17 protein-coding genes are annotated in these 22,811 nt (G+C 67.1%); 8 read left to right on the top strand and 9 right to left on the bottom strand.

Annotated features, from left to right (window positions below; genetic code table 11):
• Positions 1-69: 69 nt before the first annotated feature.
• From AC1RGU_RS16390 to AC1RGU_RS16380, 3 genes are all read right to left on the bottom strand, one after another.
• Positions 70-1,983 (bottom strand): propionate--CoA ligase, encoded by a 1,914-nt coding sequence (locus AC1RGU_RS16390; protein ID WP_492696897.1) that lies wholly within the window; start codon positions 1,981-1,983, stop codon positions 70-72.
• A gap of 150 nt (positions 1,984-2,133) precedes the next feature.
• Positions 2,134-2,739, bottom strand: a complete 606-nt coding sequence (locus AC1RGU_RS16385; protein ID WP_062480816.1) for an isochorismatase family protein — start codon at positions 2,737-2,739, stop codon at positions 2,134-2,136.
• A 12-nt stretch (positions 2,740-2,751) separates the two neighbouring features.
• Entirely contained in the window at positions 2,752-3,438 is a 687-nt protein-coding gene (locus AC1RGU_RS16380) for a TetR/AcrR family transcriptional regulator (protein ID WP_492696896.1), read from the bottom strand.
• 127 nt (positions 3,439-3,565) lie between these two features.
• Between AC1RGU_RS16380 and AC1RGU_RS16375 the strand changes: the two genes are divergently transcribed.
• Positions 3,566-5,191: a 4-hydroxyphenylacetate 3-hydroxylase family protein gene (locus tag AC1RGU_RS16375; RefSeq protein WP_492696895.1), complete on the top strand. Its 1,626-nt coding sequence runs from the start codon at positions 3,566-3,568 to the stop codon at positions 5,189-5,191.
• Positions 5,192-5,201: 10 nt separating this feature from the next.
• Positions 5,202-6,002: an alpha/beta hydrolase gene (locus AC1RGU_RS16370; RefSeq protein WP_492696894.1), complete on the top strand. Its 801-nt coding sequence runs from the start codon at positions 5,202-5,204 to the stop codon at positions 6,000-6,002.
• A gap of 8 nt (positions 6,003-6,010) precedes the next feature.
• Here AC1RGU_RS16370 and AC1RGU_RS16365 read toward each other — a convergent pair whose 3' ends face one another.
• Entirely contained in the window at positions 6,011-7,063 is a 1,053-nt protein-coding gene (locus AC1RGU_RS16365) for a PQQ-dependent sugar dehydrogenase (protein WP_492697099.1), read from the bottom strand.
• Positions 7,064-7,385: 322 nt separating this feature from the next.
• Here AC1RGU_RS16365 and AC1RGU_RS16360 point away from each other — a divergent pair, with 322 nt between their 5' ends.
• Positions 7,386-7,961: a C40 family peptidase gene (locus tag AC1RGU_RS16360; protein WP_062480809.1), complete on the top strand. Its 576-nt coding sequence runs from the start codon at positions 7,386-7,388 to the stop codon at positions 7,959-7,961.
• Positions 7,962-8,047: 86 nt separating this feature from the next.
• Here the strand turns inward: AC1RGU_RS16360 and lpdA are convergent, their stop codons facing one another.
• From lpdA to aceE, 4 genes are read right to left on the bottom strand one after another with little or no spacing between them, the layout of a single operon-like run.
• Positions 8,048-9,865, bottom strand: a complete 1,818-nt coding sequence (lpdA, locus tag AC1RGU_RS16355) for a dihydrolipoyl dehydrogenase (RefSeq protein ID WP_492696893.1) — start codon at positions 9,863-9,865, stop codon at positions 8,048-8,050.
• The gene (locus AC1RGU_RS16350) at positions 9,862-10,455 is read right to left on the bottom strand and encodes an Ntn hydrolase family protein (RefSeq protein ID WP_095745669.1); all 594 of its coding nucleotides are present in this window, start codon (positions 10,453-10,455) and stop codon (positions 9,862-9,864) included. The genes lpdA and AC1RGU_RS16350 overlap by 4 nt, the downstream gene beginning before the upstream one ends.
• Complete coding sequence (gene aceF / locus AC1RGU_RS16345) at positions 10,452-12,119, bottom strand: dihydrolipoyllysine-residue acetyltransferase (RefSeq protein ID WP_492696892.1); 1,668 nt, start codon at positions 12,117-12,119, stop codon at positions 10,452-10,454. Before aceF ends, AC1RGU_RS16350 begins: the two co-directional genes overlap by 4 nt.
• Positions 12,120-12,168: 49 nt before the next feature.
• Complete coding sequence (aceE, locus tag AC1RGU_RS16340) at positions 12,169-14,898, bottom strand: pyruvate dehydrogenase (acetyl-transferring), homodimeric type (RefSeq protein ID WP_369646694.1); 2,730 nt, start codon at positions 14,896-14,898, stop codon at positions 12,169-12,171.
• A gap of 183 nt (positions 14,899-15,081) precedes the next feature.
• Here aceE and AC1RGU_RS16335 point away from each other — a divergent pair, with 183 nt between their 5' ends.
• The 5 genes from AC1RGU_RS16335 to AC1RGU_RS16315 all read left to right on the top strand — a co-directional run bounded on the left by AC1RGU_RS16335 (position 15,082) and on the right by AC1RGU_RS16315 (position 22,052).
• The gene (locus AC1RGU_RS16335) at positions 15,082-17,622 is read left to right on the top strand and encodes a PAS domain-containing sensor histidine kinase (protein ID WP_062479933.1); all 2,541 of its coding nucleotides are present in this window, start codon (positions 15,082-15,084) and stop codon (positions 17,620-17,622) included.
• Positions 17,619-18,254: a response regulator transcription factor gene (locus AC1RGU_RS16330; RefSeq protein WP_056580071.1), complete on the top strand. Its 636-nt coding sequence runs from the start codon at positions 17,619-17,621 to the stop codon at positions 18,252-18,254. The genes AC1RGU_RS16335 and AC1RGU_RS16330 overlap by 4 nt, the downstream gene beginning before the upstream one ends.
• Positions 18,255-18,334: 80 nt before the next feature.
• A complete protein-coding gene (gene folD, locus AC1RGU_RS16325; protein ID WP_062479931.1) occupies positions 18,335-19,186 on the top strand; it encodes a bifunctional methylenetetrahydrofolate dehydrogenase/methenyltetrahydrofolate cyclohydrolase FolD in 852 nt (283 codons plus the stop codon).
• Positions 19,187-19,314: 128 nt separating this feature from the next.
• A complete protein-coding gene (locus AC1RGU_RS16320; protein WP_369646692.1) occupies positions 19,315-21,363 on the top strand; it encodes a M3 family metallopeptidase in 2,049 nt (682 codons plus the stop codon).
• 59 nt (positions 21,364-21,422) lie between these two features.
• Positions 21,423-22,052, top strand: coding sequence for a glutaredoxin family protein (locus AC1RGU_RS16315; RefSeq protein ID WP_492696891.1), 630 nt, complete (start codon positions 21,423-21,425; stop codon positions 22,050-22,052).
• Between the two features lie 40 nt (positions 22,053-22,092).
• On the opposite strand, the gene rpiA is transcribed toward AC1RGU_RS16315, so the two are convergent.
• Positions 22,093-22,797: a ribose-5-phosphate isomerase RpiA gene (rpiA, locus tag AC1RGU_RS16310; protein WP_095745673.1), complete on the bottom strand. Its 705-nt coding sequence runs from the start codon at positions 22,795-22,797 to the stop codon at positions 22,093-22,095.
• Positions 22,798-22,811 lie beyond the last annotated feature (14 nt).

Genomic DNA, 22,811 nt, shown 5'->3' with positions numbered 1-22,811 from the left:
ACGTCAACCATATGACGACAGAACGCGGCTGCGCAAGGCCCGCAACCCTACCCCGATTCGCGCCCGCGGTCAGGTGGCGGACAGTAACTGTTTGATCTGCTGCAGCGTGGCCGGATCGTCGATGGTGGTCAGGTCGCCCGGGTCGCGCTGCTCGCAGACGGCCTGGATGGCCCGGCGCAGCAGCTTGCCGCTGCGGGTCTTGGGCAGGCCGCTCACGAAGCGCACGCGCGCGGGCCGCGCCAGGGCTCCGAGCTGGTCGGCCACGACCTTCATGATTTCGCCCTCGAGCTTGAGCGCCGCGTCGGCATCGGTCACGGCCAGGCCGTCCTTCGGCACGACGAAGGCCATCGCCACCTGCCCCTTGAGCGTGTCGGCCACACCGACCACGGCCACCTCGGCCACGTTGGCGTGGCCCGAGATGCTCTCCTCGATCTCGCGCGTGCCCAGCCGGTGGCCGGCGACGTTGATCACGTCGTCGGTGCGGCCCAGGATGTAGAAATACCCGTCGGCATCGCGGATGCCCCAGTCGAAGGTCGAATAGACCATCTTGCCCGGCACGCTCTTCCAGTACGTGTTGACGAAGCGGGCGTCGTCCTTCCACACGGTCTGCATGAAGCCGGGCGGCGTCGGGCCCTCGACCACGACCACGCCCTTCTCGTTCGCGCCGGTGAGCTCCTCGCCGGTCGACTCGTGCAGGATCTTGATGCGGTAGCCATACATCGGCACGCCGGGGCTGCCGAACTTGCTGGGCTTGGCTTCCACGCCGTTGGCGATGGTGATCATCGGCCAGCCCGATTCGGTCTGCCAGTAGTTGTCGATGATCGGCACGCCCAGGCCGTCGCTGATCCAGCGCGCGGTCGGCTCGTCGAGCGGCTCGCCGGCCAGGAACAGCGCGCGCAGGGTCGACAGATCGTACTTCTTGAGCAGCGCCGGGTCTTGTTTCTTGAGCACGCGCACGGCGGTGGGCGCGCTGAACATCACCGTCACCTTGTACTTCTCGACCAGGCGCCACCAGATGCCGCCGTCCGGCTGCTGGTCGAGGCCCTGCGTGGGCAGGCCCTCGTACATGATGGTGGCCATGCCCGCGATCAGGGGGCCGTAGACGATGTAGCTGTGGCCCACGACCCAGCCGATGTCGCTGGTCGAGAAGTAGGTTTCGCCGGGCCGGCCGTCGAAGATGTGCTTCATGCTCGCGGCCAGCGCCACGGCGTAGCCGCCCACGTCGCGCTGCACGCCCTTGGGCTTGCCGGTGGTGCCGCTCGTGTAGATGGTGTAGCTGATGTCGGTCGAGGCCAGCCAGGTGCAGGGCACCTGCGCGTCCAGGTGCTTTTGCCTCAGCTCGCCCGCCAGATGGTCGCGGCCAACCACCAGCGTCATCTGCGCCAGGCCGCGGTCGGTCAGCAGCACGGCCTCGGGCTTGTGCTTTGACAGGCGGATGGCTTCGTCGAGCAGCGGCTTGTACGCGATGACCTTGCCGCCGCGCGAACCCGCATCGGCGCTCACGACCACCTTGGGCTCGGCGTCCTCGATGCGGGTGGCCAGCGAGCCGCTGGCAAAACCGCCGAACACCACGCAATGGATGGCGCCGATGCGCGCGCAGGCCAGCATCGCGAAGGCCGCCTCGGGAATCATCGGCATGTAGATGAGCACGCGGTCGCCCTTGCCCACGCCCAGTTCGACGAGGCTGGCGGCGGTGCGCTGCACCTCGGCATGCAGCTCGGCGAAGCTGTAGCTTTTCTCGGCGCCGGTCTCGGTCGACACGAAGATCAGCGCCGGCTGATCGCCCCGATCGGCCAGGTGCCGGTCGACGGCGTTGTGGCACAGGTTGGTGGTGCCGCCGACGAACCAGCGCGCGAACGGCGGCTGGCTGGCGTCGAGGATCTGCTGCGCGGGCGTGTGCCAGTCGATCAGCTTGGCCTGCTCGGCCCAGAAGGCCTCGGGCGCGTCGACGGACTGGCGGTAGAACTCTTCATAGCGGCTCATCGGGATTTGTCTCCTGTTTTATGGATGCCGTTCCGGACTCGCGCCGAAACTGAATTCATAATTATGGAGACCGATCTTGCGGGAAGCTGACAGCCGCGGCAATCCGGACAGCACCCTTGCCGGGCCGCCCTTCGACAGCAATTCAGTAACTCAGCGGATCAGCGCCTGCAGGTCGCGGAACGCCGGGTGCTCGGCGGTGCGCAGCCACTCGAAGCCGACCATCTCGGTGGTCACGAGCTCGGCGCCCGCGCCGGCCAGCCGGTCGAAGGCGGCGTCGCGGTTGCGCTCGGTGCGCGAACTGCAGGCGTCGGTGACGACCCACACGTCGAACTCGTCCTCGAGCAGGTCGAGCGCGGTCTGCAGCAGGCAGACATGGGCTTCGCAGCCGGCGATGACGATGGTGTTGCGCTCTTCGGCCGCGGCCGGGGGCTTCTGCAGGTGCTTGGGCAGGCTGCGGGCATTGCCCTGCGGTGCCGCCTTGGCAGGCGGGCGCAGCCATTCGCCGAGCCCCTCTTCCACGCCGCTGAAATGCATCTTGGCCAGCGTCTTGCGGCAGAAGGCGCGGATCTCGGGCAGGTTCTCGCCCAGCTTGGACGGGTTCTGCTCGGTGCCCCAGACCGGCACGTCGACCCATTGCGCCATCTGGCCCAGGCGCGCCGCGTTGCGCGCTGCCGCCTCGCCTTCGAAGATCGCCGGCATCAGCCGCGCCTGGTAATCGACCAGGACGAGTTGGGATTGCGTGGCGTCGAGCAGCATGGACTTCTTCTTTCAGGTATCGGTTGAACTGGACTGAACCGTACCACTGAAAAGAGCGGGTTTCACTGCGCCTTCCGCTGTAGCTGCAGGGGTCGATCGCTGTGCCAGTTGCGCGAGGTAGGTCTTGAACAGTGCATCGGCCGACTGCTTGAACATGCGGATGCGCCCCGTGTGCTGCATCAGCAGCAGGCCGACGCCGTGCGCGAACAGCGCCGTGTTCTCCTGCTGCGCGAGGTCGGCATCGAGGCCCAGGGCGAGCAGCGCCTCCTCGCAGGGACGCAGGGCGTCATAGAGGCGGTCGTTCAGTTCGTGGTCGAGCGCGTGCGTCAGTCCCCGGGGCCGCATGCCGTGCACCAGATAGAAGCCGAGGTCGAGGTCGCGCGGGTTCGCCGCGTAGAAGTCGAACCAGGCCTGGGCCTTGGCGGCCAGGGTCTGGTCGGGCCGGCGCTCGGACACCGCCACCTCGGCCACGGCGGTCTGCAGGCGCAGCAATGACTCGTCGAGCAAGGCCGCGTAGATCGCCTCCTTGCTCTCGAAGTACGAATAGATGGCGCCCGGCGTGTAGCCGGCTTTCTTCGCGATTTCCCGGATGCTCGCGCCCTCGATGCCCGCCTCGGCGAACACCGTTCGAGCGGCGTCGAGCACCAGGGCGCGGCGGGCGTCGGTGAGGGTCTGGCGGCGTTGGAGCTTGGCGTGCATGGGCGGGACTATAGCCCTCGATCTGTTCATCGATCATTTTTTCGAACATTGATCTAAAAATTGAACAGTGTTTAAATCTTCGAGCCGACGGTCCAAGAATCCCCACGAGCCCCTGGAGACAACACGCATGAATGCCCCGCCTTCCGACGCCCTCCTCATGTCAGGCGCCGACTACCGCGAATCGCTGCGCCGCTACACGCCCACCGTGTTCGTCGACGGCCGCCGCGTCGCCAGCGTGGCCGACGAGCCCGCCTTCCAGCCCGGCATCAACGCCATCGCCCTCACCTACGACCACGCGCTGAAGCCCGAGTACGCGCCGCTCATGACCGCCGTGCAGCACACCAGCGGCAAGCGCGTGAACCGGCTCTCGCACATCAACACGAGCTCGGGCGACCTGCTCAACAAGCTCGAGGCCGTGCGGCTGGTGTGCCAGGAAACCGGCTGCGCCCAGCGCTACCTGACGCACGACGCGCTCAACGCCATCGCGCAGGTGTCGGCGCGCATCGACGACGCGCGCGGCAGCACCGAGCACACGGCCCGCTTCCACGACTACCTGCACCGCATCCAGGACCAGGACCTGACCCTGGGCGTCGCCATGACCGACGCCAAGGGCGACCGCAGCCGCCGTCCGCACGAGCAGGCGAACGTCGACAGCTACCTGCACGTGGTCGAGCGCAACGCGCGCGGCATCGTCATCTCGGGCACCAAGGCCATCGTGACCGGCGCGCCCTACGTGCACGAGCTGCTGGTCATGCCCTGCCGCAACATGGGCAAGGAAGACGCCGACTTCGCCGTCTGCTGCGCCGTGCCGCTCGATGCACCCGGCCTCACCATCGTCGCGCGGCCGGCCGGGCGGCCCGGCGAGAAGCTCGAGCACGGCGACGCCCTGTTCAGCCGCAAGTACGGCCAGAGCACCGGCGTGTGCATGTTCGACCGGGTGTTCGTGCCGTGGGAGCGCGTGTTCTATGCCGGCGAATGGGAGCACTCGGGCCACCTGACCTACAGTTACGCCACGCACCACCGCCACAGCTGCATCGCGGCCCGCGCCGGCTTCGGCGACCTGCTGATCGGCGCCGGCGCGCTGATGTGCGAGGCCAACGGCTTCGACCCCGGCAAGGAGAGCCACCTGCGCGAGCAGATGGTCGAGCTCATCACCATCACCGAGGGTTTCTTTGCGTGCGGCGTGGCGGCCAGCGTCTACGGCAAGGCCGACGACCACTGCGAGGTCTTCATGCCCGACCCGGTGTTCAGCAACATCGGCAAGCTGCTGCTGGCCACGAAGATCTACGACATGCACCGCATCGCGCACTACGTGAGCGGCGGCCTCATCGTCACCCTGCCCGGCCCGGACGAAGACCACAACCCCGAGACGGCGGCGCGGCTGTCCGACGTGCTGCGCGCCAACCCCGCCATTCCCTACGAACAGCGCATCGAGACGGCCCGCTTCATCGAAGACCTGACGGCCGGCTATCAGGGCGGCTGGTACAGCGTGATCAGCCTGCACGGCGGCGGCTCGCCGGCGGCGATGAAGCAGGAGATCTGGCGCAACTACCCGGTGGGATCGAAGGTCGAGCTGGTCGAGCGGCTGCTCGAGCGCGGCATCGCGGCCGACGGCACGCCGGCCGCCGCGCCGCACGATCCGCGCCGCGCCATCACGAAGAACCGCCAGCCCGGCAAGTGCTGCGACACCGGCTGCACCGCGCCGGGACAGCCCGTGATGGTCGACCTGCCAATTCCGGTGTCGCGCACCTAGACTCCGGCGGATGCAGTCCCTGTCGCTCCTGCGCCGCCGCCTCGCCCTGCTCCTCGGAGCAGCCTCGCTGCTGCTGCTCGCCGGCTGCGGCGGTTTGCGGGCCGCCGAGGCACCGCTGGCCACCACGCTGGAAAAGAGCAGTTGCACCCGCAGCGCCGACACGCTGATCGTGCTGCTGCCCGGCGCATACTCAGCGCCCGAGGAGTTCGTGCGCGAAGGCTTCATCGACGCCCTGAACGAGAACCGGCTCGCGGTCGACACCCTGCGCGTCGATGCCCATATGGGCTACTACCGCAACAAGACCATCCTCGACCGGCTGGCGCAGGACGTGATCGCCCCGGCGCGCCGCCAGGGCTACAAGGCGATCTGGATCGCGGGCATCTCGGTCGGCGGTTTCGGCGGGCTGCTGTATGCCCAGACGCACCCCGGCGACCTCGCCGGCCTGGTCGTGCTGGCTCCCTACCTGGGCGAACGCGTGCTGAGCCAGGACATCGCCAATGCCGGCGGCGTGGCGCGCTGGCGCGGCCCGCTCGAAGCACCACCCGGCAGCGACCCACGCACGCCCAGCGACACGCAGCTGTGGCAATGGCTGCGCGGCTACGTCGGCCACACCCGCACGTTCGGCGACCGGCCGCCGCTGTACCTGGGCTACGCGCTCGACGACCGCTTTGCCTTCAGCCACCGGTTGCTGGCCGGAGCGTTGCCAGCGGAACGCGTGGTCACGACCGAAGGCGGGCACGACTGGCCCGAGTGGCGGCGGCTCTGGCGCCGCCTGCTGCCGACGCTGCCGCTGCCGGGCTGCCCGGGCTGAGGCGTCGGTCAGTTCGGCCGCAGACGCAGCAGCTTGCCGTCGGACTCGTCGGTGAGCACGTAGAGCAGGCCATCCGGCCCCTGCTTCACGTCGCGGATGCGGGCCCGGCCGTCGGCCAGCAGCTTGTGCTCGGCGACCACCTTGTCGTCCTTCAGCTCGATGCGATCGAGGTACCCGAACTTCAGCGAGCCCACGAAGAGGTTGCCCTTCCAGCCGGCGCCGTAGCGGTCGCTGGTGAGGAAGGCCATGCCCGAGGGCGCGATCGACGGCACCCAGTAATGCAGCGGCTGTTCCATGCCGTCCTTGCGGGTGATGCCCTCGCCGATCTTGCCGCCGCCGTAGTTTTCGCCATAGGTGATCACCGGCCAGCCGTGGTTGACGCCGGCGCGCGGGATGTTGATCTCGTCGCCGCCCTGCGGGCCGTGCTCGGTCATCCAGAAGCGGCCATCGGGCGCGAGCGTCGCGCCCTGGCTGTTGCGATGGCCGTAGCTCCAGATCTCGGGCAGCGCCCCCGGCTTGCCGACGAAGGGGTTGTCTTTCGGCACGCTGCCATCCTTGGCGATGCGCACCACCTTGCCGTGGTGGTTGTCGAGCGTCTGCGCATCGTCCTTGCGGCTGAAGCGGTCGCCGAGCGTGAGGAACAGGTTGCCGTCGCGGGCCTCGACGATGCGGCAGCCGAAGTGCGCGCGGCTCGCGACCTTCGGCTTCTGGCTGAAGATGACCTTCAGCGCCTCCAGCTTCGTGCCGTCGGCCGACAGGCGGGCGCGTGCGAGCGCGGTGCTGTTGGCCGATCCGCCCGCCGCTTCCGGCTCCGAATAGCAGAAGTACAGGGTGCGGTTCTGCGCGAAGCCGCTGTCGGCCAGCACGTCGAGCAGCCCGCCCTGCCCGCCCGCAGCGATGGGCGGCAGGCCCTGGATCGGCGCGCCCAGCTTGCCGTCGGCCGCCACCAGCCGCAGGCGGCCGGGCTTCTCGGTGACCACGAAACGGCCCTCCGACAGGAAGGCGACGCCCCAGGGGTTCTCAAGACCCGAGGCGACGGTTTCGGCACGCACCTGCGCCATGGCCGCGCCAGCCAGGCCACACCCCGCGAGCACCAACAGGCTCCCCAGGGAGCGAAGAAAGGAGCGATTTCGCAAGTTCATGAAGATTTCCTGAATTTGAGGACGTCTTGGCAACAAATGGAATGCACATGCCGACTTTTAAGACTTCAAAGTCATATCAGCCGAGGTGTTTACATTCGAATCCTTATGCCGCATAAACGTTCACCGTTACATTTTTTCTTCCGCCGGATCGAAAAAACACATGTAAATCAATGGTTTACGCACGCATTCAACAATTCAGATTAAATTGACATAACTGCGCGTCATCAATATCCTACGCGCCATGCGTTTTTTCGTCCTACCCGTATCCCTCCTGTTCGCCGTGGCCGTCCACGCCGCCCCCCCTCAACAGGATCGATCGGATGAGATGGACCGAATCCTTGCCGAACGCGGCCTGGTCGGCCAGTTCCATCAGGTTCGCCAGACCGTCGCAGAGCGCACGTCCGACCTCGTCGTGACCGCCATCGGCTTCCTCGGCGTTCCTTACCGCCGCGGCGGCAACACCGCCGAATCCGGCTTCGATTGCAGCGGCTTCGTCCGCGCCATGTATAACCAGACGGTGGGCCACGTGCTCCCGCGCCGCGCCGAAGAACAGGCCGCCGCCACCGAGAAGATCGACCGCAGCCAGCTCAAGCCCGGCGACCTCGTGTTCTTCAACACCATGCGCCGCACCTTCAGCCACGTCGGCATCTACGTCGGCGAAGGCAAGTTCATCCACTCCCCCCGCTCCGGCGCCCAGGTCCGTGTCGAAGACATGAACGGCAGCTACTGGCAGCGCCGCTTCGACGGCGCCCGCCGCGTGCTCAGCGGCCAGGGCGACGAGGTCAAGGCCGCGGCCATGGGCACTGCCAGCGACTGATTCGGCGCTCCGAATCCAGGACGAAAAAAATCCCGCCGCGGCGGGATTTTTTGTGGGCGCTCGACAGGCGCCGTAGCGCCAATCGATCAGGCCGCCTTCTTCGCCGGCGGCAGGTCCGTGCAGGTGCCGTGCGCCACTTCCGCTGCCATGCCGATGCTTTCGCCCAGCGTCGGGTGCGGATGGATGGTCTTGCCGATGTCGATCTCGTCCGCACCCATCTCGATGGCCAGCGCGATCTCGCCGATCATGTCGCCGGCATGCGTGCCGACGATGCCGCCACCCAGGATGCGGTGCGTCTCGGCGTCGAACAGCAGCTTGGTGAAGCCTTCGTCGCGACCGTTGGCGATGGCGCGGCCCGATGCGGTCCACGGGAAGTGGCCCTTCTTGACCTTGATGCCTTCGGCCTTGGCCTGGTCTTCGGTGAGGCCGACCCATGCCACTTCGGGGTCGGTATAGGCCACGCTGGGAATCACGCGGGCGTTGAAGGCGGCGCTGGACAGCTCCTTGTCGCCCTTCTGCTCGCCGGCGATCACTTCAGCCGCCACATGCGCCTCGTGCACCGCCTTGTGCGCCAGCATGGGCTGGCCCACGATGTCGCCGATGGCGAAGATGTGGGGCACATTGGTGCGCATCTGGATGTCGACCGGAATGAAGCCGCGGTCGCTCACCGTGATGCCGGCCTTCTCGGCGCCGATCTTCTTGCCGTTCGGGCTGCGGCCCACGGCCTGCAGCACGAGGTCGTACACCTGCGGCTCCTTCGGCGCGTTCTCGCCCTCGAAGGTGACCTTGATGCCTTCCTTCGTGGCTTCGGCGCCGACCGTCTTGGTCTTGAGCATGATGTTGTCGAAGCGCGGCGCGTTCATCTTCTGCCAGACCTTCACGAGGTCGCGGTCGGCGCCCTGCATGAGGCCGTCGAGCATCTCGACCACATCCAGGCGCGCGCCCAGCGTCGAGTACACGGTGCCCATCTCAAGGCCGATGATGCCGCCGCCCAGCACCAGCATGCGCTTGGGGTCGGTGCCCATCTCGAGCGCGCCGGTCGAGTCGACCACGCGCGGGTCCTTCGGCATGAAGGGCAGGCTCACCGACTGCGAGCCGGCCGCGATGATCGCGTTGCGGAACTTGACGGTCTGCTTCTTGCCCGTGGTGTCCCAGCTCGTGCCGGAGGTCTCTTCGACTTCCAGGTGGTACGGGTCGATGAAGTTGCCCACGCCGCGCAGCACAGTCACCTTGCGCATCTTGGCCATCGCCGTGAGGCCACCGGTGAGCTTGCCCACCACCTTGTTCTTGTGGCCGAGCAGCTTGGCGCGGTCGACCGTGGGCGCAGCGAAGCTCACGCCCAGGTCGGCGAAGTGCTTCACCTCGTCCATGACGGAAGCGACGTGCAGCAGCGCCTTCGAGGGAATGCAGCCGACGTTCAGGCACACGCCGCCGAGGGTGGCGTAGCGTTCGATCAGCACGACCTTCAGGCCGAGGTCGGCCGCGCGGAAGGCGGCTGAGTAGCCGCCGGGGCCGGCACCGAGTACGACCACGTCGCACTCGACATCGACCTTGCCGCCGTAGCTGGACACCACCACCGAAGCTGCCGCGGCGGGGGCCGGTGCAGCCGCCTTGGGCGCAGGCGCAGCAGCTGCCGGCGCGGGTGCCGGCGCGGGCGCGGCGGCCCCGTCGACTTCGAGCGTCAGCACGACCGAGCCTTCCTTGACCTTGTCGCCCACCTTCACGGCCAGCGACTTCACCACGCCGGCGGCCGACGAGGGAATCTCCATCGAGGCCTTGTCCGATTCGACCGTGATGAGCGACTGTTCGGCCTTGACCGTGTCGCCGATGTTGACCAGCACCTCGATCACCGCGACTTCGTCGAAGTCGCCGATGTCCGGCACCTTGATGTGTTGTTCGCTCATTTGGACACTTTCAGTTTGAGTGTGAGAACGTCGGCCGGCAGGGCCGAATTGCGATCGAATTCGCAGGCGGCGGCGATGCCCGCCTCCGCCACGTCGCGCGCGTTGCGCGACTTGTTGTCATAGGCCGCGTGCATGGCGCCGAGCGCGAAGCTGCGTCCCGAGCCGATGGCCCAGTACTGCTTGAACTCGAACACCTCGCGGTAGCTGTAGATGCCGTAGATGCCGCTCGGGTTGGCCAGCAGCATGGTGAACTGGCTCGACTCGTAGGGCTCGTGCTCGTCTTCCTTGGTCTGCATGAAGAACGAGTCCTTCAGCACCGGATGCAGCTGCGTGAAGGTGTGGAACACCTCGTGCTTGCTGCCGAACTGCAGCGCCTCGCGCGGCTGAGCCGCCAGCGCATGCTGGAGCACCAGCTGGTGCGCGGCGGCGCCCGCCACCGCGAACAGGCTCTGGCCCGCGGCATCCTCGACGGTGAAGATCTTCTGGTTCGCTTCGGCGTTGTGCGACATGCGCGTGTCGCCGAAGGTCACCAGCGAATCGGCCGCCATCGTGACCTGGCCACCCTTTCGGACGGCCACAACCGTGGTCATAGCAGGATGCGACGGTAGTCCGCGAGCACCTGGCCCAGGTAGGCGTTGAAACGCGCAGCCAGGGCGCCATCGATCACGCGGTGGTCATACGACAGCGACAGCGGCAGCGTGAGACGCGGCACGAACTGCTTGCCGTCCCACACCGGCTTCATCTGGCCCTTGGAGAGGCCGAGGATGGCCACTTCGGGGGCGTTGATGATGGGCGTGAAGTGCGTGCCGCCGATGCCGCCGAGCGAGCTGATCGAGAAGCAGCCGCCCTGCATGTCGGCCGAGCCGAGCTTGCCGTCGCGTGCCTTCTTGGCGAGTTCGCCCATCTCCGCGCTGATCTGCAGGATGCCCTTCTTGTCGGCATCTTTCAGCACCGGCACCACGAGCCCGTTGGGCGTGTCGGCCGCGAAGCCGATGTTGTAGTACTGCTTGTAGACGAGCTGGTCGCCGTCCAGGCTGGTGTTGAAGTCGGGGAACTTCTTCAGCGCCGCGACCACCGCCTTGATCACGAAGGCGAGCATCGTGACCTTGATGCCCGACTTCTCGTTCTCCTTGTTGGTGGAGACGCGGAAGGCCTCGAGCTCGGTGATGTCGGCTTCGTCGTTGTTGGTGACGTGCGGGATCATCACCCAGTTGCGGTGCAGGTTCGCGCCGCTAAGCTTCTTGATGCGCGACAGGTCCTTGCGCTCGACGGTGCCGAACTTCGTGAAGTCGACCTTGGGCCACGGGATGAGGCCCAGCGCCGCGCCGTCGCCACCACCACCGGCCGGCGCCTTGGCCGCCGAGGCCTTGGTGCTGGCCTGGCCGCTCATCACGGCCTTGGTGAAGTTCTGGACGTCTTCCTGCGTGATGCGGCCCTTGAGGCCGGAACCCTTGACCTCTTCGAGCGGCACGCCGAGTTCGCGTGCGAACTTGCGCACCGAGGGCGAGGCGTGCGGCAGGCTGCCGGTGGGAGCCGACGTCGGCTGGTGGGCCGGAGCGGCGGCTGCCGGTGCGGCGGCGGCCGGCGCAGGAGCGCTGGCGGTTGCGGCGGCAGGCGCGGCAGCTGCGGCCTGTGCCGGCGCGGGCGCCGATGCAGGTGCGGCAGCCCCTGCGGCGCCTTCGAGCACCGCGATCAGGTCGCCGATGTTGACGGTGTCGCCGACCTTGACCTTGAGTTCCTTCAGCACGCCGGCGGCCGACGACGGGATTTCCATCGAGGCCTTGTCCGACTCCACCGTGATCAGCGACTGCTCGGCGGCGATGGTGTCACCCACCTTCACCAGCAGCTCGATGACCGCGACGTCCTTGAAGTCGCCGATGTCCGGCACCTTGATATCGACCGGGCCCGAAGCAGTCGACGCGGCTGCCGGCGCGGCAGCGGCCGGTGCAGGCGCTGCGGCAGCGGGTGCCGCAGCAGCAGGCGCAGCGGCCGGCGCCGGGGCGGCGGCAGCCGCGCCCTCGGCCTCGACCACCAGCACCACCGAGCCTTCCTTGACCTTGTCGCCCACGGCGACCTTGATTTCCTTGACCACACCGGCCGTGGACGACGGGATTTCCATCGACGCCTTGTCCGATTCGACCGTGATGAGCGACTGTTCGGCCTTGACCGTGTCGCCCACCTTCACGAGCACCTCGATCACCGCGACTTCATCGAAATCGCCGATGTCCGGCACCTTCACTTCCACTGCTGCCATATCGTTGTCTCCCGCCGTCAGGCGCCGTTCGTTCGTTGGTTGTTGATGTTCAAGCGTAAAGCGGGTTGACCTTGTCGACATTGATGCCGTACTTCTTGATCGCTTCCACCACCTTGGCCACCGGCACGGTGCCATCTTCGCTCAGCGCCTTGAGCGCGGCCACGACGATGTAGTGACGATTGATCTCAAAGTGTTCGCGCAGCTTGGCGCGGAAGTCGCTGCGGCCGAAACCGTCGGTGCCCAGCACCTTGTAGTTGCGGCCCTTGGGCACGAAGGGACGGATCTGCTCGGCGTAGGCCTTCATGTAGTCGGTCGACGCGATCACCGGGCCGGTCGAGGCACCGAGCTGCTCGGCCACGAAAGGCACGCGCGGCGTCTGGTCGGGGTGCAGCAGGTTCCAGCGGTCGGCGTCCTGGCCGTCGCGGGTCAGCTCGTTGAAGCTCGGGCAGCTCCACACCGAAGCCGACACGCCCCACTCCTTCTCGAGCAGCTCCTGCGCGGCAAAGCTCTCGCGCAGGATGGTGCCGCTGCCCAGCAGCTGCACGGTCGGCGCTTCCTTGGCGCCCTTGGCGGCCTTGACCACCGGACCCTGCTTGGACAGGTACATGCCCTTGATGATCTGCTCTTCGGTGCCGGGCTGCAGGCCGGGCATCGCGTAGTTCTCGTTCAGCAGCGTCAGGTAGTAGTAGACGTTGTCCTGCTTCTCGACCATGCGCTTGAGGCCGTGGTGCAGGATCACGCCGACTTCGTGCGCGAAGGTCGGGTCGTAGCTCACGCAGTTCGGGATGGTGTTGGCCAGGATGTGGCTGTGGCCGTCTTCGTGCTGCAGGCCTTCGCCGTTCAGCGTGGTGCGCCCCGAGGTGCCGCCCAGCAGGAAGCCGCGGGCCTGCATGTCGCCGGCCGCCCAGGCCAGGTCGCCGATGCGCTGGAAACCGAACATCGAGTAGTACACGTAGAACGGCACCATGATGCGGTTGTTCGTGCTGTACGACGTGGCCGCCGCGATCCAGCTGGACATGCCGCCGGCTTCGTTGATGCCCTCTTGCAGGATCTGGCCAGCCTTGTCTTCCTTGTAGTACATGACCTGGTCTTTATCGACCGGGGTGTACTGCTGACCGTGCGGGTTGTAGATGCCGATCTGGCGGAACAGGCCTTCCATGCCGAAGGTGCGGGCCTCGTCCACCAGGATGGGCACGACGCGCGGGCCCAGGGCCTTGTCGCGCAGCAGCTGCGTGAGGAAGCGCACGTAGGCTTGCGTGGTCGAGATCTCGCGGCCTTCGGCCGTGGGCTCCATCACCGCCTTGAAGGTGTCGAGCGAGGGCACCGTGAAGCTCTCGTCGGCCTTGACGCGGCGGTGCGGCAGGTAGCCGCCCAGGGCCTTGCGGCGCTCATGCAGGTAGCGCATTTCCGGCGTGTCGTCGGCCGGCTTGTAGAACGGCAGCTCGGCGATCTGGCTGTCGGGAATCGGGATGTTGAAGCGGTCGCGGAAGGCCTTGATGTCCTCGTCGCCGAGCTTCTTGGTCTGGTGGACCGTGTTCTTGCCTTCGCCGATCTTGCCCATGCCGAAGCCCTTGACGGTCTTGACGAGCAGCACGGTGGGCTGGCGCTTGTGGTTCTGGGCGGCGTGGAAGGCGGCGTACACCTTCTGCGAGTCGTGGCCGCCGCGCTGCAGGTTCCAGACCTCGTCGTCGGTCAGGTGCTCGACCATCTTCAGCGTGCGCGGATCGCGGCCGAAGAAGTTCTTGCGCACGTAGGCGCCGTCGTTGGCCTTGAACGACTGGTAGTCGCCGTCGTTGCACTCCATCATGATCTTGCGCAGCGCGCCGTCATGGTCCTTCTCGAGCAGCGCGTCCCAGCCCTTGCCCCAGATCAGCTTGATGACGTTCCAGTTGGCGCCGCGGAACTCGCCTTCGAGCTCCTGGATGATCTTGCCGTTGCCGCGCACCGGGCCGTCCAGGCGCTGCAGGTTGCAGTTGATGACGAAGATCAGGTTGTCGAGGTTCTCGCGCGCGGCCAGGCCGATGGCGCCGAGCGATTCGACTTCGTCCATTTCGCCGTCGCCGCAGAACACCCAGACCTTGCGGTTCTCGGTGTTGGCGATGCCGCGGGCGTGCAGGTACTTCAGGAAGCGCGCCTGGTAGATCGCCATCAGCGGGCCCAGGCCCATCGACACCGTGGGGAACTGCCAGAACTCGGGCATCAGCTTGGGGTGCGGGTAGCTCGACAGGCCCTTGCCGTCCACTTCCTGGCGGAAGTTGAGCAGCTGGTCTTCGGAAAGGCGGCCTTCGAGGTAGGCGCGGGCGTAGATGCCGGGCGACACGTGGCCCTGGATGTACAGCAGGTCGCCGCCGTGGTTTTCGCTCTCGGCGTGCCAGAAGTGGTTGAAGCCGGCGCCGAACATGCTGGCCAGCGAGGCGAAGGAGCCGATGTGGCCGCCCAGGTCACCGCCTTCGGGCGGGTGGATGCGGTTGGCCTTGACCACCATGGCCATGGCGTTCCAGCGCATGTAGGCGCGCAGGCGCTGTTCGATCTCGAGGTTGCCGGGGCTGCGGGCTTCCACGCCCGGCTCGATGGTGTTCACGTAGCCGGTGTTGGCCGAGAACGGCATGTCGACGCTGTTCTGGCGCGCATGTTCGAGCAGTTGTTCGAGCAGGAAGTGCGCCCGCTCGGGCCCTTCGCTCTGGATGACGGAAGACAGTGCATCCATCCATTCACGCGTCTCCTGGGCGTCCGCATCGTTTGCGGCCGAGCCGAACAGGTTCTCGGGATTTGCCGACATGCTTGTCTCTCCTTTTAGGGCTGTGGCTGTAATTTAGTGCGCTGGGCACCGAGCGCGCCGGAGTTTCGCATAGAAGTTTCCCTATTTCAAATAGTGCTTGTTGATTTCTTATTATGAAATATCAGGGAAGCACGTCCCCGGCAGGGCCTCTTGCCCGGGAGGGCCATCACCTAAACTCCGCCCATGCCCCTTTCCTCCCCGCTCGCGGTCGCCCGCAGTGCCGTCAAAGCCTCGCCGCTGTCCTGGTGGCGCACGTGGTGGCGCAAGCAGACACCCGTGCTGCAGGACGCCGTCGCGATGCTCGCGCCGATGGCGGCCGTGCTGCTGTTTCTCGCGGCCATCGTGTCGGCGTTCTGGTACCTGCGCTCCGAAGAAGTCGAGCGCGAGCAGGAATCGGTGCGGCGCGATGTCGAGTACGCGCAACAGCGCATGCGACTTCGCCTGTTGGAGCGGCAGGAACAGCTGATGCGCATCGCGCGCGATGCCTCCAACCGCGAGATCGATCCGGTCGAGTTCACGAGCCGCGCCGAGTCGCTGGTGAGCCAGTTCCCCGAGCTGCAGACCATCAGCTGGATCGACGACCGCCGCCGCTTCAAGGCCGGCTATGCCGCGCCCAGCGTGCATCCGGCGCAACAGCACCTGATCGGCGATGTGCTGCGCCCCGGCGACATCGAAAGCAACTACGCATTGGCGCGCGAGCTGCGCCAGCCGGTGTACTCGCAGCCCGTGGCCGGCGGCGAACCGGCCGCGATGCTGCAGCTGCACATTCCGCTGTTCGACCAGGGCCTGTTCGCCGGCGTCGTGCTCGGCGAGTTCTCCATCGACGGCCTGCTGCGCTACGGCATGCCCTCCGAGGTGCAGGCGCGCTATGCCGTGTCGCTGCTCGACGCCAAGGGCAACGTCATCGCCGGCAACACCACGCCGCTGAAGAACAGCGGCACCCGCCTGCTGCCCTGGACCGAAGCCACCAACGAATACGAAGTGCCGGTGTCGCCCGTGGGCAACGCGCTGATGCTGCGCGCGCAGGCCTACCGCACCTCGCAGGGCGTGGTGGGCAACGGCCTCTTCTGGCTCGTGTGCGCCCTCAGCGTGATGACCAGCTGGATGCTGATCGGCACCTGGCGCCACACGCGCCGCCGCCTGCAGGCGCAGCAGCGGCTGGTGGCCGAGACCAACTTCCGCCGCGCGATGGAAAACTCCATGCTCACCGGCATGCGCGTGCTCGACCTGCAAGGCCGCATCACCTACGTGAACGCCGCGTTCTGCGCCATGACAGGCTGGAGTGAAGACGAACTCGTCGGCCAGACGCCGCCCTTCCCCTACTGGCTCGAATCCGACCGCGAGGTGATGAACGAGCGCCTCGAAGAAGAGCTGCACGGCCGCGCCCTGCCCGGCGGCTTCCAGGTGCGCGTGAAGCGCAAGAACGGCAGCGTGTTCAACGCGCGCCTGTATGTGTCGCCGCTGATCGACGCGCGCGGCCACCAGACCGGCTGGATGACGTCGATGACCGACATCACCGAGCCGACGCGCATCCGCGAGCAGCTGTCCGCCTCGTATGAGCGCTTCACCACCGTGCTCGAGGCGCTCGACGCCGCCGTGTCAGTGGCGCCCATTGGCAGCGAGGAGCTGCTGTTCGCCAACAAGCTGTACCGCCTGTGGTTCGGCTCCGACACCGTGGGCCACCTGGGCATGGTGGCGCAGGCCGGCGTGCCGCCGTCGAACGCGCACGACGAAGGCCTGGACGACGTCGACCCCTACGCCGGCCTGCCCATCGACACCCTCACCGCCGCCCAGACCGCGAACAACGAGATCTTCGTGCCGCACCTGGGCAAGTGGCTCGAGGTGCGCTCGCGCTACCTGACCTGGGTCGACGGTCGCCTGGCGCAGCTGGTGATCGCCACCGACATCACGCCGCGCCGCGACGCCGAAGAGCAGGCCGCCGCGCAGGCCGACAAGGCCCAGGCCGCGAGCCGCCTGATCACCATGGGCGAAATGGCCTCCAGCGTGGCGCACGAGCTCAACCAGCCGCTCACCGCCATCGCCAACTACTGCAACGGGATGATGTCGCGCATCAAGGGCCAGACGATCGACAACGACGCCCTGCTGGCCGCGCTCGAAAAAACCTCGAAGCAGGCGCAGCGCGCGGGCCAGATCATCCAGCGCATCCGCTCCTTCGTGAAGCGCAGCGAACCCAACCGCACACCGGCCGACGTCGCCACCATGGTGAGCGAGGCGGTCGAACTCGCGGGCATCGAGCTGCGCCGGCGCAACGTGCGCCTGAACCACTACGTGGCCGCGCGGCTGCCGGTGGTGCGCGTCGACCCGATCCTCATCGAGCAGGTGATGGTCAACCTGCTGAAGAACGCGGCCGAATCCATCGACATCGCCGACCGCCCGCTGGCGCGCCGCAGCGTCGAGCTGCGCGTGCTGCCCAAGGTGATCGAGGGGCACAATGCCATCGAGTTCTCGGTGCAGGACACGGGCAAGGGCCTCTCGCCCGAGGTCATGGACCGGCTCTACGAGGCCTTCTTCTCCACCAAGCCCGAGGGCATGGGCATCGGGCTCAACCTGTGCCGCACCATCGTCGAGTCGCACCGCGGCCGGATGCAGGCGGAGAACATCTACAATGGCCCGGATGTGATCGGATGCCGTTTTTCCTTCTGGATTCCGGTGTTGGACGCTATCAGTTCCGTAGCAAGCGACGAGGCAAAGGTACCTGCATGAGTTTGATTCCGAAGAAGGGCACGGTCTATGTCGTCGATGACGACGAAGCCGTACGCGATTCGCTGCAATGGCTGCTCGAAGGCAAGGACTACAGAGTCCGCTGTTTCGAGTCCGCCGAATCCTTTCTCTCCCGATACGACCCGCGCGAAGTCGCCTGTCTGATCGTCGATATCCGCATGGCCGGCATGACCGGCCTCGAATTGCAGGATCGGCTGATCGAACGGCGTTCTCCGTTGCCGATCGTGGTCATCACCGGCCACGGCGACGTGCCGATGGCGGTCGACAGCATGAAGAAGGGCGCGATGGATTTCATCCAGAAGCCCTTCAACGACGAAGAGTTGGTGTCGCTGGTCGAGCGCATGCTCGAACACGCACGCGGCGCCTTCACGCAGCACCAGCAGTCGGCCAGCCGCGACGCGCTGCTGTCCAAGCTCACCGGCCGCGAAGCGCAGGTGCTCGAGCGCATCGTCGCCGGCCGCCTGAACAAGCAGATCGCCGACGACCTGGGCATCAGCATCAAGACGGTGGAGGCGCACCGCGCCAACATCATGGAAAAGCTCAACGCCAACACCGTGGCCGATCTGCTCAAGATCGCGCTCGGGCAAGCGGCCCCAGCCGCCAAGGCCTCCTGAGCTGCAGCTATCCCTGCGATAGCCACGCACCTTCCCCACGCCTGCGCAAGCGGGCGTTTTTACTTGGAAAATCAAAACCGATGACCGCCCAACTGATCGACGGCAACGCCCTCGCCAAAACCATCCGCGCCGAGGTGTCCGGCCGCACCGCTGCGCTGAAGGCCCGCGGCGTGAACCCGGCCCTGTCCATCATCCTGGTGGGCAGCGATCCGGCGAGCCAGGTCTACACCAAGCACAAGGTCAACGACAGCACCGAGACCGGCCTCTCTGCCACGCTCGAGACCTACCCCGCCGACCTGAGCGAGGCCGACCTGCTGGCGCGCATCCGCGCCCTCAACGACGACCCCAAGGTGCACGGCATCCTCGTTCAGTTGCCGTTGCCCAAGCACATGGACAGCCAGAAGGTCATCGAGACCATCTCGCCCGCCAAGGACGTCGACGGCTTCCACGTGGCCAGCGCGGGCGCGCTGATGACCGGCGCTCCGGGCTTCTGGCCCTGCACGCCGCACGGCTGCATGAAGATGCTCGAATCGATCGGCTACGACCTGCGCGGCAAGCATGCCGTGGTCATCGGCCGCAGCAACATCGTCGGCAAGCCCATGGCCATGATGCTGCTGGCCAAGAGCGCCACCGTCACCATCTGCCACAGCGCCACGAAAGACCTGGGCGCCCTCACGCGCCAGGCCGACGTGGTCGTCGCCGCCGTGGGCAAGCTCGACCTGCTGACCGCCGACATGGTGAAGCCCGGCGCGGTCGTCATCGACGTGGGCATGAACCGCAAGGCCGACGGCAAGCTGGCGGGCGACGTCGATTTCGACGGCGTGAAGGAAGTGGCCGGCTGGATCACCCCCGTGCCCGGCGGCGTCGGCCCCATGACGCGCGCGATGCTTCTGGTCAACACCCTTGAAGCGGCCGAACGCGCCGCAAGATAAGAACCATCCCGTTGTTGGCTCACTGCGTGTAGCCGCCTCCCCTCAAGGGGCACCACCGGCGGCCCGGCAAAGCCGGTTCCGCGGTGGTTCCCGAAATGGCTTCGCTACGCTCGCCCAGGATCTTTCACATGACCAATCCGCTCCTCGACTTCACCGACCTCCCCCTGTTCGACCGCATCAAGCCCGAACACGTGTCGCCCGCGGTCGACGCGCTGCTGGCCGATGCCGAGGCCGCGCTGCAGACGGTGACGGCGCCCGAATTCCCGGCCGACTGGATCGCGATCTCCAAGGTGCTCGACGTGGCCTCCGAACGCTTCAGCCGCGCCTGGGGCGCTGTCGGCCATCTCAACGCCGTGGCCGACACGCCCGAGCTGCGCGCCGCCTACAACGAGGCCATGCCGCGCGTCACCGCCTTCTGGACCCGCCTGGGTTCCGACGAACGCCTGTACGCCAAGTACAAGGCCATCGACCCGGCCACGCTCAACCCCGAGCAGCGACAGGCGCACAAGAACGCCGTGCGCAACTTCGTGCTCGGCGGCGCCGAGCTGCAGGGCGAGGCCAAGCAGCGCTTTGCCGACATCCAGGAACGCCAGGCCGAGCTGAGCCAGAAGTTCAGCGAGAACGCCCTCGACGCCACCGACGCCTTCGCGCACTACGCGCAGCTGGGTGAACTCGACGGCGTGCCCGAAGACGTGGTGAGCGCCGCGCGCGCGGCCGCCGAGGCCGAAGGCAAGAAAGGCTACAAGCTCACGCTCAAGATGCCGTGCTACCTGCCGGTGATGCAGTTCGCCAAGAGCAGCGCGCTGCGCGAAACCCTGTACCGCGCCTACGTCACGCGCGCCAGCGAACTCGGCGATCCGAAGTTCGACAACACCGCGCTCATCACCGAGATCCTCGCGCTGCGCGAGGAAGAATCGAAGCTGCTGGGCTACAAGAATTTCGGCGAACTCTCGGTCGTGCCCAAGATGGCCGAATCGCCCGAGCAGGTCGTCAAGTTCCTGCGCGACCTCGCCGCCAAGGCCAAGCCCTACGGCGAGCGCGACCTGGCCGACCTGCGCGCCTTCGCGGCCGAACAGCTGAACCTCGTCGATCCGCAGGCCTGGGACTGGACCTACGTCGGCGAAAAGCTCAAGGAAGCGCGCTACGCCTTCAGCGAGCAGGAGGTGAAGCAGTACTTCCCGGCGCCGAAGGTGATGGCGGGCCTGTTCAAGATCGTCGAGACGCTGTTCGAGGTGTCGATTCGCCGCGACAGCGCGCCCACCTGGCACCCGAGCGTCGAGTTCTACCGCATCGAGCGCGCCGGCCAGAAGGTCGGCCAGTTCTACCTCGACCCTTCCGCCCGCGCCGCCAAGCGCGGCGGCGCGTGGATGGACGACGTGCGCGCCCGCTGGCTGCGCCCCGACGACGGCGTGCTGCAGACGCCGGTCGCGCAGCTGGTGTGCAACTTCGCCAGCGGTGTCGACGGCAAGCCGCCGCTGCTCACGCACGACGACGTGACCACCCTCTTCCACGAGTTCGGCCACGGCCTGCACCACATGCTCACGCAGGTGAACGAGCGCGACGTGTCAGGCATCAGCGGCGTCGAGTGGGACGCGGTCGAGCTGCCGAGCCAGTTCATGGAAAACTTCTGCTGGGAGTGGGACGTGCTCGCCCACATGACGGCCCACGTCGACACCGGCGAGCCGCTGCCGCGCGCGCTGTTCGACAAGATGACCGCCGCCAAGAACTTCCAGAGCGGGCTGCAGACGCTGCGCCAGATCGAGTTCTCGCTGTTCGACATGCTGCTGCACACCGAGCACCAGGCTGCTGCTGCCGCCCCGGGCGCCGTGATGGCGCTGCTCGGCCAGGTGCGCGCCGAAGTGGCCGTGATGCCCTCGCCGCCGTTCAGCCGCACGCCGAACACCTTCAGCCACATCTTCTCGGGCGGCTACGCGGCCGGCTACTACAGCTACAAGTGGGCCGAGGTGCTGAGCGCCGACGCCTACGCGGCCTTCGAGGAAACCGTGGGCGCCGACGGCGAGCCCAACATCGAGACCGGCCGCCGATACCGCCAGGCCATCCTGGAGGCCGGCGGCAGCCGCAGCGCCATGGATTCGTTCAAGGCCTTCCGGGGCCGCGAGCCGCAGCTTGATGCGCTGCTGCGACATCAGGGCATGGCTCAGGCCCAGCCCGCTTGATACGGCGCTGAAGCTTGCGATACTCGGGAGATATGTATCCGACTTTTTACAAACTCCCGATGCGCGGCCTGATCGGCCTGGTCCTCGTGTTGTCGACCGCCGGCGTGCTGGCACAGGCGGTCTACCGCCAGGTCGACAAGAACGGCAAGGTCACGTTCTCGGACCAGCCCCCCGTCGTCACCAACGCGCCGACGGGCGGGCCCCAGCCGGCCGGCGTCAACGCGCCAACCAACAGCGGGCTTCCCTACGAACTGCGCCAGGTGGCACAGCGCTACCCCGTCACGCTCTACAGCGGTGAGGGCTGCGGCCCCTGCAACGAGGCGCGCACGCTGCTCACCACGCGCGGCATTCCCTTCGAGGAACGCACCATCAAGAGCAACGAGGACGTCGACGCCCTGCAGCGCTTGAGCGGACAGAACGCGCTGCCGCTGCTGACCGTCGGGTCGCAGCAGCTCAAGGGCTTCTCGGATGTGGAATGGTCGCGCTACCTCGACGCGGCCGGCTATCCCAAGAGCAACAGCCTGCCCCCGGGCTACCGCCCGCCGGCCGCGCGCCCGCTCGTCGCGCAGCAGGCACCGGCAGCGGCCGCACCCCGTGCGACCGACACGCCCCTGCAGCCGCCGAACCCCGCGCCGGCACCGCCCTCGAACGCACCGGGCCCGAACAACCCGGCCGGCATCAAGTTCTAGAGACGACGGGGGCCTCGCCCCCGTGCTGCATCGCCGCCGCTCAGCCGGCGAACTGCAACGTCTTCACGCCCGACGCCGTGCCCAGCAGGCACACGTCGGCCTTCTGGTGGGCGAAGACCCCCACCGTCACCACGCCGGGCCACTGGCTCACTTCGGATTCGAAGGCGCGCGGGTCGGTGATCCGCAGGCCGGTGACGTCGACGATGTGCTGGCCGTTGTCGGTCACCAGCGGCAGGCCGTCTTTCTCGCGCACCTGGGCGATGCCGCCCAGGCCGGCGAACTGGCGCATCACGCGGCGCACGGCCATCGGGATCACTTCCACCGGCAGCGGAAACGCGCCGAGCGTCTCGACCAGCTTGGAGGCGTCGGCGATGCAGACGAAGCGCTTGGACTGCGCCGCGACGATCTTCTCGCGCGTGAGCGCCGCACCGCCGCCCTTCACCATGAAGCCCCGGTGGTCGATCTCGTCGGCGCCGTCGATGTAGACGGCCAGTTCTTCCACCTCGTTGCTGTCGAACACCGGGATGCCCAGCGCGCGCAGGCGCTCGGTGGACGCGACCGAGCTGGAGACGGCGCCCTTGATCTCGTCCTTGATCGTGGCCAGCGCGTCGATGAACTTGTTGACCGTGGAGCCGGTGCCCACGCCGACGATCTCGCCCTTGACCACGTAGGCCAGCGCGGCAAGGCCGACCTGGGCCTTGAGTTCATCCTGGGAAAGAGGGGTTGGGGAGGCGGGTGCGGTCATCGCGGAGAATCCTT

The sequence above is a fragment of the Variovorax sp. GW823-FHT02B07 genome (assembly GCF_058797695.1).
The sequence above is the reverse complement of the archived record's forward strand: the minus strand, read 5'-3'. Positions and strand labels throughout refer to the sequence as shown.

Bases quoted from the DNA above. Each gene is read 5' to 3' on its own strand.
- AC1RGU_RS16390 (WP_492696897.1), bottom strand. From the start codon at position 1,983: ATGAGCCGCTATGAAGAGTTCTACCGCCAGTCCGTCGACGCGCCCGAG.
- AC1RGU_RS16385 (WP_062480816.1), bottom strand. From the start codon at position 2,739: ATGCTGCTCGACGCCACGCAATCCCAACTCGTCCTGGTCGATTACCAG.
- AC1RGU_RS16380 (WP_492696896.1), bottom strand. From the start codon at position 3,438: ATGCACGCCAAGCTCCAACGCCGCCAGACCCTCACCGACGCCCGCCGC.
- AC1RGU_RS16375 (WP_492696895.1), top strand. From the start codon at position 3,566: ATGAATGCCCCGCCTTCCGACGCCCTCCTCATGTCAGGCGCCGACTAC.
- AC1RGU_RS16370 (WP_492696894.1), top strand. From the start codon at position 5,202: ATGCAGTCCCTGTCGCTCCTGCGCCGCCGCCTCGCCCTGCTCCTCGGA.
- AC1RGU_RS16365 (WP_492697099.1), bottom strand. From the start codon at position 7,063: ATGGCGCAGGTGCGTGCCGAAACCGTCGCCTCGGGTCTTGAGAACCCC.
- AC1RGU_RS16360 (WP_062480809.1), top strand. From the start codon at position 7,386: ATGCGTTTTTTCGTCCTACCCGTATCCCTCCTGTTCGCCGTGGCCGTC.
- lpdA (WP_492696893.1), bottom strand. From the start codon at position 9,865: ATGAGCGAACAACACATCAAGGTGCCGGACATCGGCGACTTCGACGAA.
- AC1RGU_RS16350 (WP_095745669.1), bottom strand. From the start codon at position 10,455: ATGACCACGGTTGTGGCCGTCCGAAAGGGTGGCCAGGTCACGATGGCG.
- aceF (WP_492696892.1), bottom strand. From the start codon at position 12,119: ATGGCAGCAGTGGAAGTGAAGGTGCCGGACATCGGCGATTTCGATGAA.
- aceE (WP_369646694.1), bottom strand. From the start codon at position 14,898: ATGTCGGCAAATCCCGAGAACCTGTTCGGCTCGGCCGCAAACGATGCG.
- AC1RGU_RS16335 (WP_062479933.1), top strand. From the start codon at position 15,082: ATGCCCCTTTCCTCCCCGCTCGCGGTCGCCCGCAGTGCCGTCAAAGCC.
- AC1RGU_RS16330 (WP_056580071.1), top strand. From the start codon at position 17,619: ATGAGTTTGATTCCGAAGAAGGGCACGGTCTATGTCGTCGATGACGAC.
- folD (WP_062479931.1), top strand. From the start codon at position 18,335: ATGACCGCCCAACTGATCGACGGCAACGCCCTCGCCAAAACCATCCGC.
- AC1RGU_RS16320 (WP_369646692.1), top strand. From the start codon at position 19,315: ATGACCAATCCGCTCCTCGACTTCACCGACCTCCCCCTGTTCGACCGC.
- AC1RGU_RS16315 (WP_492696891.1), top strand. From the start codon at position 21,423: ATGCGCGGCCTGATCGGCCTGGTCCTCGTGTTGTCGACCGCCGGCGTG.
- rpiA (WP_095745673.1), bottom strand. From the start codon at position 22,797: ATGACCGCACCCGCCTCCCCAACCCCTCTTTCCCAGGATGAACTCAAG.